This is a genomic window from Vulcanococcus sp. Clear-D1 (assembly GCF_014654725.1).
Taxonomy (GTDB): Bacteria; Cyanobacteriota; Cyanobacteriia; order PCC-6307; family Cyanobiaceae; genus Vulcanococcus.
Genome location: NZ_JACVZV010000005.1, coordinates 27,877 through 40,397 on the forward strand (window position 1 = coordinate 27,877; position 12,521 = coordinate 40,397).

General features: G+C 65.1%; 11 protein-coding genes and 1 pseudogene. 4 read left to right on the top strand and 8 right to left on the bottom strand.

From position 1 onward, the window contains the following. Window positions 1–2 precede the first annotated feature (2 nt). From H9532_RS01505 to H9532_RS01515, 3 genes are all read left to right on the top strand, one after another. Entirely contained in the window at window positions 3–446 is a 444-nt protein-coding gene (locus H9532_RS01505) for a hypothetical protein (protein ID WP_296365108.1), read from the top strand. Continuing rightward, the gene (locus H9532_RS01510) at window positions 443–1,789 is read left to right on the top strand and encodes an APC family permease (RefSeq protein WP_296365111.1); all 1,347 of its coding nucleotides are present in this window, start codon (window positions 443–445) and stop codon (window positions 1,787–1,789) included. The genes H9532_RS01505 and H9532_RS01510 overlap by 4 nt, the downstream gene beginning before the upstream one ends. Before the next feature lie 88 nt (window positions 1,790–1,877). Continuing rightward, window positions 1,878–3,209 (top strand): cation:proton antiporter, encoded by a 1,332-nt coding sequence (locus tag H9532_RS01515; protein WP_296365113.1) that lies wholly within the window; start codon window positions 1,878–1,880, stop codon window positions 3,207–3,209. Here the strand turns inward: H9532_RS01515 and H9532_RS01520 are convergent. Further along, complete coding sequence (locus tag H9532_RS01520; protein ID WP_296365115.1) at window positions 3,184–3,879, bottom strand: Coq4 family protein; 696 nt, start codon at window positions 3,877–3,879, stop codon at window positions 3,184–3,186. The two genes, H9532_RS01515 and H9532_RS01520, sit on opposite strands and share 26 nt — an antisense overlap. 311 nt (window positions 3,880–4,190) lie before the next feature. Between H9532_RS01520 and H9532_RS01525 the strand changes: the two genes are divergently transcribed. After that, window positions 4,191–5,444 carry an MFS transporter gene (locus tag H9532_RS01525; protein ID WP_296365117.1) on the top strand — a complete coding sequence of 418 codons (1,254 nt, stop codon included), beginning with the start codon at window positions 4,191–4,193 and terminating at the stop codon, window positions 5,442–5,444. A 31-nt stretch (window positions 5,445–5,475) separates the two neighbouring features. Here the strand turns inward: H9532_RS01525 and H9532_RS01530 are convergent, their stop codons facing one another. From H9532_RS01530 to H9532_RS01560, 7 genes and pseudogenes are all read right to left on the bottom strand, one after another. Beyond that, entirely contained in the window at window positions 5,476–6,618 is a 1,143-nt protein-coding gene (locus tag H9532_RS01530; protein ID WP_296365119.1) for a chloride channel protein, read from the bottom strand. Window positions 6,619–6,688: 70 nt separating this feature from the next. After that, window positions 6,689–7,024, bottom strand: a complete 336-nt coding sequence (locus H9532_RS01535; protein WP_296365120.1) for a 4a-hydroxytetrahydrobiopterin dehydratase — start codon at window positions 7,022–7,024, stop codon at window positions 6,689–6,691. A 174-nt stretch (window positions 7,025–7,198) separates the two neighbouring features. Further along, window positions 7,199–7,624: a hypothetical protein gene (locus tag H9532_RS01540; RefSeq protein ID WP_296365121.1), complete on the bottom strand. Its 426-nt coding sequence runs from the start codon at window positions 7,622–7,624 to the stop codon at window positions 7,199–7,201. 294 nt (window positions 7,625–7,918) lie between these two features. Next, complete coding sequence (locus H9532_RS01545) at window positions 7,919–9,559, bottom strand: alpha-D-glucose phosphate-specific phosphoglucomutase (RefSeq protein WP_296365122.1); 1,641 nt, start codon at window positions 9,557–9,559, stop codon at window positions 7,919–7,921. A 67-nt stretch (window positions 9,560–9,626) separates the two neighbouring features. Then, window positions 9,627–10,076, bottom strand: coding sequence for a hypothetical protein (locus H9532_RS01550; RefSeq protein WP_296365124.1), 450 nt, complete (start codon window positions 10,074–10,076; stop codon window positions 9,627–9,629). Between the two features lie 22 nt (window positions 10,077–10,098). Further along, entirely contained in the window at window positions 10,099–11,871 is a 1,773-nt protein-coding gene (locus tag H9532_RS01555) for a sulfotransferase (RefSeq protein ID WP_296365126.1), read from the bottom strand. Between the two features lie 201 nt (window positions 11,872–12,072). Continuing rightward, window positions 12,073–12,318: pseudogene (locus H9532_RS01560) on the bottom strand (phospholipase D-like domain-containing protein); the annotation flags it as partial. Window positions 12,319–12,521: the final 203 nt, after the last annotated feature.

A 12,521-nucleotide genomic window follows, 5' to 3' on the forward strand; every position in this document is an offset into this window, starting at 1 on the left:
GCATGGTTGCACTCGATCAACCTCGTGCTTCGAAGCCTTCTGGGTTTGGCCTGTTTACGAGGATTGTTTATATCCACCAGGCTTTAAGCCTCGCCTTCTTCATCGCCGCGTTGCGAGTCTTCCCCCGGCTTGGGTTTGAGCAGCTTGTGCTGCCTCATGGTCTTGGTATTGCCCTCTCTGTGGCCGTGCTGCTGGCTGTGTTTGGGGTGTCGAGTCGCCACTCACTCAAAGCCCTGGGTTGGCTCCGCGTGATCTTGTGGATCAGCGTCATCAAGATCTTGGTTGTCCAGCTTTGGCTGATCAGCAAGGGAGAGCTCGAGTTGGCGGCTTATGTCCGCGGCATGTTGATCAATGAGCTGATTGCAATCCCCTTGGCGATCTATTGGTCCAGGCCTGTTCACAGGGTTTATCTGGCCTCCTTCAGGCGCTCTTCTGGGCCGTCATGACGGAGCGTGGTCCAGACCCTCCGGGTTTGCGCCGCTGCCTGCGGCCTCTGGAGGTGACGGCCCAGGCGGTGGGCACCGTCGGCTTAACGCTCACGGCGGTGTTCAACATCCCAGAGGCGATGCGCACGGCTGGAGCCGCCACCTGGATTAGCTATGGGCTGGCGCTGCTGGTGGTGTTGCTTGTCGCTGAAACCCTGGTGCTGTTCCGTCGCTTACCTGGCAGCCCCGGTGGTATCGCCGCCTATGTGGGCGCCGGATTGGGCGCTCGCCTGGGGGCTACGGCCAGCTGGACACTGCTGCTGGGCTATGGCGCCACCCTGGTGGCCTGTTTGCTGTTCTTTGGCTTCTTTCTGGAGCTGTTGCTGCGGCATCTCGGTTTGCAGGTGCCACCGCTGCTGGCCTATCTGCTCGGCGGGCTGGGTTGCCTGGAGCTCGCCCGCCGCGATGTGCAGCTCTCGACCCGCACGATGTTGCTCACCGAGACCATCTCGGCGCTGATCATCCTTGCCCTCACTCTGGTGATCCTGCGGCACGGCTGGGGGGCGCCCGATTTGAGGGCGATCAACCCGCTTAACGACACAACTGCCCAGGTGCGATCTGGCCTGATGGTGGCAGTGCTGAGCTTCATTGGCTTCGAGAGCGCTGCCAACCTCGGCCGCGAGGCGATGGATGCTGAGCGGTCTGTGCCACGCAGCATCCGAACCGCGGTGCTGCTCGCCGGCGTGCTGTTCATGGTTTGGGGTGCCTTCCTGCCAGAGGGGCTGGCCTGGTTGCCGCCGGCGGCACGCCAGAGCCTTGATCCCCTCAGCGCCCTAGCCGAGGCGATGGGCATTCCTGGCGCTGGCCTTTGGATCAAGTTTGGTGCGGTGCTGTGTCTCTTCGGAACCTGCCTTGGTGCGCTCACGGCCCTGGCGCGACTGGGTTACGGTTTGGCGGAACAAGGCCTGTTGCCGCCACCGCTTGCCCGGGTGCATCCGCACTACGGAACTCCAGCGCCTGCACTGATGGCTGTGGGTTTGCCGCTGCTGCTCGTTGGTGCGTTGGTGGTGCAGCGCCAGCTCAATATCAGCCAGATCTTCGGGGTGTTCGGAGGGTTCGCCGTCCTCGCTTTTCTGTTGGTGTACGGGCTGGTCGCACTTTCGAGCCTGCGGGTGCACCTACCCGGCAACTCCAGGCGCCGCCGTCTGATCGTTGGCGGTGCCTGCCTGGCGGCCGTTGGCTCGATGGCCGTGGCCTACGTCTCCGGGGTGCTTGGCCAGCAGAACGGCATGTTGCTCACCTTTTCCGCACTGCTGTTGCTCGGGGCAATCCGCGTGAGGTGTGTGCTGCCGGCCCGCCGGTGATCACGGTGGACGCATCCATGCAGGGTGAGCTCACCCCCTTCGCGCTCGGCATGGAGAGAGGATCAAGCCGCTGCTGCCGCAGACCCTGATGCCGAGTGCATGGCTGATGGCCTTACCTCTGCCCCACACCCATCTGGAGGGCACGCTGCTGCCCCGCGGTTTCTTTCTGGGCCTTGGCCTGATCTACCTGGCGGCTCTGGCCGTGGATCGCCTGGCGGCGCACTGGCGCTTGCCAGTGGCGGCCGCCGTGTTGCTGCTTGGCCTGGTGATTCCCAGCCAGTGGTTGACCCAGGCCCAGCCCCTCGGTCCGCTGCAGCTGGAGACCCTGCATCGGGTCAGCCTGGCGCTGCTGATCTTCTACGCCGGTCTCAAGACCGACCTGCGCCGCATCCGCGGCATGACGGTGGCCGGGTTGCGGCTGGGCTGTGGCGGCGTGTTGATCACCGTGGTGATTACGGCTCTGGCACTCCTGCTGCTGGCGCCTCTGCTTGCAGTTGGCTTGCCGCCCGCCGCGGCGGTGCTGGCGGTGTGTTGCCTGGGGGCCACTGACAGCGGCGCCATCGAAGATCTGCTCGTGGCGCTGGGCCATTCCATCCGTGGACGGCTGAGCCATCTGCTGCAGTTCGAGGTGGCGGTGAGCACGGTGGTCACCTTGCTGGGCTTTGGGCTGTTGGCCGGTGTGTTGCAGGCCCACCCCCATGGCGACCATCAGGCTCTGCATGGGCTGTTGGCGGTTCGCCTGATGGACCAGCTGGGGGCTGTTGGGCTGCATGTGATCGCCGGTCTGCTGGCAGGGCTGGCCGTGGGTGCCGCGGCGCCGCGCTTGATCGATGCCCTGGTGCGCTCGGAGCCGATGCTGCTGCTGGTGGCAGTTGTACTGGCGTTCGTGGCCTTCGGCTTCGGTCAGCTCCTGGGCGGTGGTGGGCTGCTGGCGGTGTTTGTGGCTGGGGTGTTGCTGTCCAATGGCCGCTACAGGATCAGTCGCTTTGAACAGCAGGCCTTGGGCCGGGTGATGCATCCCCTGAACACGGCCGCGGAAATCACGGTGCTGCTGTTGCTCGGTCTGTTGGTGAAACCTGCCGCGTTGATCACGGTTCTGCCGCTGGGGCTTGCGCTGGCGATCGTTGTGCCGCTGGCGCGGCTGCTGTCGGTGTCTGTGCTGCTGCCTACCGGTCGTTTCCCGTGGCCCGACCGCCTGGTGCTTGCCGGTTGCGGGCTTCGGGCGGCGGTCCCCTTGGCGCTCGCGGTGGCGATGACTGAAGAGCTGCCGCATCTGCGCGGTGTTGCCTCGACGCTGGCGGAACCCTTGGGGGAGCAACTGTTGGCGTTGCTGTTCGTTGTGGTGTTGGCGGATCTGTTGCTGCAGCCGTTGCTGATGCGCAGCCTGCTGCGGTTCACACCCGAGACATCTCAACCTTGAACGGCGATCGCGCCACCAGTTCGGTGATGCCCAGTTGCTCCTGCCAGTTGCTCAGCGGCCGATCCCAGCCCTCTTCCCAGCGCTGGGCCAGCAGCGGCGCGCAAACCCGGCCCAGCTCCAGGCCGTAGGCCGCCGCCTGCCCCACATCCACCTCTCCGGAAGCAGGACCTTCGAGGCAGCGATGCAGTAGATCGGCCCCGAGCAGCATGGCGCTGCCGGGCCAGCGCAGCTGCATCACATTGACAGCGTTCATCGCCGCTTCCCCAGCCGCGGTGGGCGGGCAGCCGCACACCACATGCCAGAGGTCGTGGGTGTGGCGCACACGCTGATGGAGCCAGATGTCGTCGCCATCGCTGCCGGTTTGCAGCACCGGATCGGGCAGTGCTTGGCCGCCTGCAGCGCTGAACCAGCTGGCATAGGCGTGACCGAGGCTGTCTGCCGGAAGCGCCAGAAGTTCAGGAGGGCTCGGCCAGGGCCCCCAATAGCGTTCGTGGATCAGCGGAGCGATCGATGGGTCGCCTCGCAGGGCGTTGCGCGCGGCATCCGCTACGGGCGTGACATAGCTGCGGGTGAGTAGATCAAAGCCATGGCCTAGGTCTTCAGGATTGGCGACCAGGGCTGAAAGGTCGGTGGCCAGGTGCAGCAGCTGGCGGCGCAGGGAAGAACGCATGGCAGCGGAGGCGTTTTGGGGCGGAGATGGAGCTCTGGCGTGTGCTGATTGGGGTGACTGCTCCGATGCAACTCTGTTCGTGCTTGCGATCACGCAGGGTCAGCGTGATCGGGCCTGACCGGGCCGTTGTTCGCTTCCAAACTAAAGACGGTGTTGATGCGCGTGAGCGAGGTAGCGCCCGCCGCTCCAGGGCTTTAGGAGCCGTCCACCTGAGCCGGAATCATCTCCTTCACGCGCGCCGTGGGCTGCCTCGCCAGACCCGGCTTCGCCTAAGCCTGATTCGCTGGGTTGGCCGGGGGAAACTGGTGGCCATGGTTCCCCTCATCCCCCGCAGCGCCCTCGCTGCTGCGATCGGCAACACGGTGGAGTGGTTTGACTTCGCCATCTACGGCTACTTCGCCAAGGAGATCGGTGAGGCCTTCTTCCCGGCGGATGTTCCGTCGCTGCAGCTGCTCAGTGCCTTCGCCGTGTTTGCTGTGGGCTATCTGATGCGGCCTATCGGCGGGCTGTTGCTCGGCCCGCTCGGGGATCTGGTGGGGCGGCGGGCGTTGCTCCTGGTGAGCATGGTGGTGATGGCTGCCTGCAGCCTTGGTATTGCCCTCCTGCCGCCCACGAACCAATGGGGGCATGTCTCCGCCGTGTTCCTCGTGCTCCTACGCCTGTTGCAGGGACTTTCGGTGGGTGGTGAGTTCACCGGATCGGTGGTGGCTCTGGTGGAAACGGCTCCGCTCCAGCGCCGTGGCCTCACCGCCAGCTTTGCCAGCGCCGGTGCCGTGCTGGGTTTTGTGGGGGGATCGCTGGCGGCTGCGTTGATTCACCTCTGCCTGACCCCGCCGGCTGTGCAGCACTGGGGCTGGCGCATCCCTTTCGTGCTGGGTGCCGCCATGGGGATCTGGGCCCTGAGCCTGCGCCGCCATCTGGAGGAGACCCGGCCCGATGCGCCCGCCATCAGCCTCGATGCCCACCTGGCTGAGCTGCGCTCCCAGCTGCCGGCGATGGTGCGGCTAATGGCGGCCGTGGCGCTCTCCTCTGTGAGCTTTTACGCCGCCACGGTGTTCGCCGTGCAGGAGGTGTCGGCGCGGCTGCCTGCATTGGCTGCCAACTTCAACGCGATTACCACCCTCAACCAGGCGGTCGGGGTGGGGCTGATCCTGCTGGGCGGCCATCTGGCCGATCGCGCTGCACCCGGAGCGCTGGCGCGGCGCCTAAGCCTGGTGCTGGCCGTGGCTGTGGTGCCAGGGATGCTGCTGATCGCCGCTGGCACCCCACTGGCCTTTGGTGTGGGCCAGTTGATCGTGTTGGTGCCGTTGATGCTGTATTTCGGCGTTTATCCCTCGCTACTGCCCGGTCTGTTCCCAGCAGCGTTGCGCTGCAGTGCCTTTTCGTTCTCCTACAGCCTGGTGGTGGCGCTGCTCGGTGGCACGCTGCCGCTGATGGCCACCTGGCTTGAGTCGAGACTGGGGCTCACACAGGGCCCGGCCCTTTATTGCTTGCTTTGGGCGGTGCCCACTCTGCTCGCCTACAACCGGCTCGAGAAGCATCTGCTGCCGGACACACACCTCTGACGAGGATGGTTACCAGCCGCAGACGGCATCGTCAACCCTCGCCTTGCAGTGGCCTGGAGCGAACCACCTGGCTGATCAGCAGTCCCAGCAGCAGGGCGTCGGCGCCATGGCCCCGCAGCAGGGCCAGGCCCAGTACCAGGGCCAGCAGTGGCGAGGGCAGCAGCGTCCCCAGGCTCCCGCCCACCACGCTGCCGCACCAGAGGCCCGCATCGCCCAAGGCCGGCAGCAGTTGATGCAGGCCGATCCCGATCGCCGCACTGCCTGTCAGCACCGGAAAGATCAGGCCTCCGCGCCAGCCGGATTCCAGACACAGGCCCGCCAGCAGCAGTTTGAGAGCGCCGGCCAGGACTAACAGGGCTGCCTCAGGTCCCAACCGTTCCAGCAGAAGGGGTTTCAGCTGCTGCTCTCCGGAGAAGGCCGCCAGGGGCAGGGCCCAGCTCGTCAGGCCGATGAGCCCACCGGTCAGCACGGGTGTGAGGGCATCCCAGCGGCTCTCGCTGCGTGCTCGCAGCCAGCTTCGCCAGCTGAGCAGGGCCTGTGCGCAGCCACGGCCCACGACACCGCCCGCCAGCGCCGCCAGTAGCGCAGGAAGTGGCGCCTGATCGAGAAGCGGTGTGCCCAAGGGGACACCCTCAAGTCCGCCGCTCAGCCCCCGCAGCCCCTGGAAGGCGATGAAGCCCGTGATCCCCGCCAGGGTTCCAGGCAGCCATCGCCAGAGCAGCGGGGTGTTCCGGGCGGCCAGGGCGATCGGGCCGGCCAGCGGGGTGCCGAAGAAGCCCAGGCTGCCCGCCAGTGCCGCGGCGGCCACGGGCTGATCGCGGCCGCGCCAGATCCAGCGGCTGAGGTTCACCACCGCATGGCTCACCAGCGCTTCAGGTCCGATGCTGGCGCCGCCCACCAGGGCCAGAACCCCGGCCAGGGCTTGCCGGAATGCGCCGCGCCGGGGCGGCTGATGCCGCAGACCCGACAGGGTGTCGCCGAGTTCCGGCAGACGGCCGGCGGAGCGCTGCGCTCCCATCAGGCTCAGCAGCAGGCCGATTCCGCTGGGGATCGCCAGGCACCAGGCGAGGGATCGCTGCGGAGCCAGCCCCTCCCCGATCGCTTCGCCCCAGATCCAGCGCTGCAGCAGCTCAATGCCGAGTAGCAGCAGTGCCGCCAGAGCGCCTCCCACCATGCCCGCAAGGGCGGCGCGCAGGCAGGCTGGCAGCAGGTTGAGCGCTGCCGCTCGAGTGGCTGCCGCGGTATCAGCCAGGGCCGGAGCCGATCTGGTTGAACTTCGCTGCCAGCACCACATCGGCCTGGGTGAGTCCATTCACCTTGTGGGTGTAGATCACCGCCTCGGCGTGGCCCCAGCCGAGCGTGAACTCGGCGTGATGGCCCTGGCCCTCACAGATGGCGCCGGCGGCGATCACCCAATCGAGCGCGCTCTGAAAATCAGGGAAGAGCAGCGAGCGCTGCAGGTGGTGCTGCTCCACCACGCTCCAGCCCGGCAGTTGAGGCAGGAGCGCTTCGAGCTCCGCCTTTGTGGGCGTCGGAGCGCCCTCGCGGCAGGGGATGCAGGTCTGCGTTGCTAGATCCATGGATCATGCGCATCTTTCCCCATGCTCGCCAGGCAGAGGCTGCTGGTCATCCATTGCCGGTGGCCTCTTCAGCTGCACGGAATCAGGCAGAGATGGTGGGCTCGGCGCTGGGCACCCTGTCGAGACGGATGCGCTGATCGAAGCTGGCCAAGCAGCCGCCCTGGCTGGAAGTCCTCAGGGCGCCACGCGCACTTCCGAGCCGGAGAGCGCGGTGGGCTGGCTTCCTGGCGCTGCCGTGATCGTGTACACGAAGCGGCTGCCATCCGGGCTGATGAAACTGGTGGCCTTCTGGCCGTCGGGGTAGGTAGCGGTGCCGATGCAGTCGGCACTGACGTTGTAGGTGGCCTTCTCGACCCCGCCGGAGCCATCGGAGCCCTGATAGCTCAGCACGATGCCGCCCTGGCCGTCGTACACCTCGCGGCCGCTTTCGGCGTAGGGCTTGCCGTTGAGCACGCCACTCTCGTTGTAGAGATACGTGCCCTTGAGGGTGGCTTTGCTGCAGGGCAGCGGTTGGGCGGAGGCGGCGCTGCCGGCCACCAGAGCCAGCGCGAAGACTTTGATTGTGGCGAGCCGGTATTGACGGCGCAGCGGTGAGGCCATGGGATGTGGGGCAGCAGATCAGGGTTGGCAGACGGCTGGGGCGTGGTCAGTTTCCGCGCATCAGCACGATTTGATCAGGGTGGGCGCTAGGGCGCCGATTCCCTTGTAGGGGTGAATGTGGAGCTCGATCATTGAAACGACAAGTGTCGAGCAGATACACCACAGAGCAATCGCCATTGCTCGCCCCCTGCTGCCCATTGCCCACGGAGTTGGCGCTCTGTGGGCTTTTAGGCTTCGCCCGACGGATCCCAATCCTCCGATTGCCAATCAGATGGCGGCGGAGGCAGAGCGCTTTCAGGTGATCACGGTCGGCTTGTCCATGCCCGTGCGGACCTTGATCTCCGCCAACTCATCAATGGCGCTGATCAGATCGCCGAGGGCATCTTGCGGATCCTGGTTGAGGTTGCCGCTGGGGGCCACATAGCTCTCCAGATACACCCGCAATGTGGCGCCCTGGGTGCCGGTGCCGGAGAGGCGCAACACCACGCGGCTGCCGTCATCCAGCAGCAGGCGCAGGCCCTGGCCGCTGGTGAGGGAGCCATCCACCGGATCGGTGTAGGCGAAGTCGTCGGCTGTGGCGATCGTGCGGCCGGCAAAGTTTTGGCCCACCAGCGCCGGCAGCATCTCCTTGATGCGGTTGTAGAGGCCATGGGCGGCCTCGCTGGCGATGGCTTCGTAGTCGTGGCGTGAGTAGTAGTGGCGCCCGAAACGGCTCCAGTGCTCTGCCATGATCTGGGCCACCGGCTCACGCCGCTTGGCCAGGATGTTGAGCCAGAACAGCACGGCCCAGAGGCCATCCTTCTCGCGGATGTGGTCCGAGCCGGTGCCAAAGCTCTCCTCACCGCAAAGCGTGATTCGCCCGGCATCCAGCAGGTTGCCGAAGAATTTCCAGCCGGTGGGTGTTTCAAAGCAGGGGATGCCCAGCTCCTTGGCCACCACATCAGCGGCGGCGCTGGTGGGCATCGAGCGCGCCACACCCGCCAGGCCGGAGGCGTAGCCAGGCACCAGCGTGGCGTTGGCGGTGAGCACGGCCAGGCTGTCGCTCGGGTTCACGAAACAGCGCGTGCCCAGGATCATGTTGCGGTCGCCATCTCCATCGCAGGCGGCACCGAAGCGGTAGGCGTCGCTGCCCATCAGCAACTCAGCCAGCTCATGGGCGTAGGTGAGGTTGGGGTCGGGGTGGCCGCCGCTGAAATCTTCGAGGGGGATGGCATTGCGCACGCTGCCGGCTGGGGCCCCGAGCAAACCCTCCAGCAGCCGCTTGGCGTAGGGGCCGGTCACGGCATGCATCGCATCGAAGGCGATCGGGAAATCGCTCTGCAGCAGATCCCGGATCTGATCGAAATCGAACAACTTCTGCATGAGGGCGACGTAGTCGTCGACCCCATCGATCACCTCGATCTGCAGGCTGCCAAGGCTTTGCTGGCCAGGAGCGTCGAGATCAAGGGCCACCTCATCCCAGATGCGGTAGCCATCAAGGGTCTGGCTGCAGGCGTAGATCGCGTCGGTGAGCGATTCCGGTGCCGGCCCGCCGTTGGCGCCATTCACCTTCACGCCGAAATCGCCCTCGGGCCCACCGGGGTTGTGGCTGGCCGAGAGGATGATGCCGGCGGTGGCCTGGCGTTGGCGGATCAGGTTGGAGGCTGCCGGGGTGGAGAGGATGCCGCCAGTGGTGGTGACGATTCGGGCAACGCCATGGGCTGCAGCCATGCGCGCGATCACTCCGATGGCGCGGCGGTTGCCGTAACGACCGTCGCCACCGACCACAAGCGTGCCGCCTGCGATGCCGGGCACCGTCCGCAGGATCGCCTCGATGAAGCTCTCGAGGTAGTGGGGTGTTTCGAATTGACGGCTGCTCTTGCGCAGGCCGGAGGTGCCTGGCTTCTGGTCGAGAAAAGGCTGATCGAGCGGGATCTGCTGCACGCCGCTGGTCATCGGGGGCTGCCGAGGCGGCACCAAGTTAGTCCGCTCCCCTTGTTTCTCTCGCAGCGGAGATCACCCCTCAGCGTTGACCGCCACCAAAGTTGATCCCGCCGCCGCCGGCTGGTTTTGCGGCCGGTGTGTCCGTGGCCCCAGGCTTCTCGGAGCTGCGGCACACGAGCAGCAACCGTTCGGCAGGATCACTGATCGCTTGCCGACGGCTGAAGCTGTTGGTGGCAGCTGGCTCAGCCTTGGCCAGCATCTGCCAGATCAGGTCCTTGCAATTGGCGGGTAGCCGTGGGTGATCCATCAGTGGATCACCGAGCTTGCGAGCTTGATTGCAGGTCTCGCTCGTGTTCTCCCTGGCGCAGGCCAGAGCAGCCAGTTGCACCTGGCGCAGGCTGTCCTGGCTGGGGAAGGGCACATACGGGGCGCCCCGGCTGCCTTCGGGTCCCACCACCGCAACCAACAACGCCGCCGCGGAGGTCAGTGCGGAAGCGGCGGGCAGACGCCAGCCCCGATGAGCAGCCATCACAACCGGAACGGTGTTCCCATCATGCAATGGGTTCGATCGCTGTGCTGTAGCCCAGGGCTTCGAGCTGATCGGCATAGGGCTGCAGCAGATCCCTGTAGTGCTGCCAACGACCCACTGAGCGGCTGTTGATGGGGCTGCGGGCCTGCACGGCACTGGCGGTGTGGATCTGTCGCCGGCCGCGTTCCGGATGCAGATAAGCCTCGTCCCAATCGAAGCCGCAATGCTCGATCAGGGAGGGAATCACTTGCTCAGGATGCCGCGTCAATTGGTCGTAGTTGAGGTGGTAAATCCGTCCCGGAATGCTCTGCTCATGGGCAGCCATCACCTGGCGGTAAAGGTGATAGAAGGCAACGGAGTGATCAAGCCTGTAGGTCCATTCATTGCCCTGGGCGAAATGGTTGGTGAAGGTCGACCAAAGATTGTCCATGGGGTTGCGATGGACATGCACGATCCGGCAATCCGGAAAGGCCGCCGCAAGCACCGGGCAGTAGGCAAAGTTGTACAGAAACTTGTCGCTCAGTGCCGCTGCGTCTGGCCGGTAGTCGGCCCTGGTTTGGATGGCTGCTTGATACCTGGAGCGAATCGCGTCGATCGTGCTGCAGCCGGCCATGGCCTGGTTGAGATAGGGAACCTCGCCGAGATCGATGAGCTCCTGGTTCTGGCTCAGGATCGTTTCCACGAGCGTTGAGCCAGAGCGCGGCAACCCCACGATGAAGATCAACCTGGGTGTACTGGCCTGTGCTTGTGGTGGTGGTGTTGGTGCCCCCGACGGCGCAAGCAGTGTGGTGTTGGTGCGGATCAGATCACTGGGATCTGGCAGGGTCCAGGTTCCCTCCAGCTGCGCCGATCTGGATTGATTGGCCTTGCAGAACCAGTCCGCAGCTGCTGGATCCTGGAGGTCCTGCTGGTACTTGCCGATGCAGAAATACAGGTGATAGGCCTTCGCCTGATTCTTCAGCTCGTTCAGGCAGGCTTGCGCAGCCTGTTGTGGTTCTGGATCTTCGCGTCCATTCACGCAGTAGGAGAGGTGCCGATGAGCCTCGGCATAGAGCGGGTTGTGCTGCAACGCTTCGCGGAAGCGTGCTTGGGCTTGATCCATGTGGCCCTGCTCCATCAGGGCAAGCCCCAGGTTGGAGAGGATTTCGCTCTGAGCGGGCTTGATGGCCAGAGCCTGCTCAAACCAGTGCACAGCGCCTTCAATCTGGCCTGCCTCCTGCAGGCTCAGTCCCAGGTTGTTCATCGCTTCGGGGTAGTCGGCGCGCTGCTCGAGGGCCCGCTCCAGTGCCGCAATCGAATCGGTGATGTGCCCAAGTTCCCGTAGGACTACACCTTGGGCAGACAGCACTTCCGGGTACAGCGGTTGCAGCGCTAAGGCTTTGCTGTAGGCCTCAAGGGCCCCCTGTGCATCGCTGCAGGTATGCAGGGCATGGCCGAGGTTGGCGTAGGCCTTTGCAAAACCTGGTTTGAGGGCCGCAGCGCGCCGGCAGCTTTCCGCAGCCTGCTCACTGCGGCCGAGGGCATGCTGCGCCGTGCCCAGATTGAGCCAGGCCTCGGCGTTGTTGGGCGCCAGCTGCAAGGCCTGCTCCAGCAAGGCGGCGGCGGGTTCGATTCGGTTGGCTTGCAGTTCCAGGGCTGCCAGGTTGCTGTAGGCCGCGGCACTGGCATCGCCCTGGCCGACCGCCTGCCGGTAAAGCTGGGCGGCCGCTGCAAAGTTCCGGACCCGGATCTGTTGCAGTGCGAGCTGCTCCAGCACAGGAGTCGGTTGCGTGGCGCCCGCGGAGGCGGGTTGCATGCGGGGGATGCTCACAGCCCTTCAGCTCAACTCTGAAAGCACCACTAAAACGGGCATCAACATCAGGGTGACCGCAGCAGCGGCAATCAGTGCCGTGGCAGTGAACATCGCGCCCTCGACCGATTGAAATCACCCTAGAAGCGGAAAACCAGCTTTGTTGCTGGGGCCGCCTGATCCGGCAGAAACGATGGCGTTTGCGGCTCACAGCCGCTGCATCCCACTGCCGCAGCGCCTGCGGTTCTCGAGCAGTTTGCGCTCCAGTGCGGCGTTGATCCCTAGGTCGGCTCCCTTCCAAAGCCGATCGATCTCGCGCGTGAAGTGAGCTGCCAGCAGCGGTGAGTGGATCACCATCAGGACCTCATCGTTTTGATGTGCGGCACTCGGGCTCCAGTTGAAGGACCCTGTGATCACGGTGTTGCCATCGATGACGGCGAGCTTGTGGTGGAGGTTGTGGAAACACCAGTTCCAGCTTGAGTTTTGTGGGGTGCAGTGGGTACTGGAGCCGCTTTGAAAGCCAGTGAGGCTGATGAGGCTGTGATGGGACGGGAATAGGGCTACGAACGGCTACGAGGTCCTGTTGAGAGCTTGGCTTGTCCTTGTGGTCAGCGTTAAGCCAGATCGCAGTACTGGAGATGGATCTTGAGGAAAGC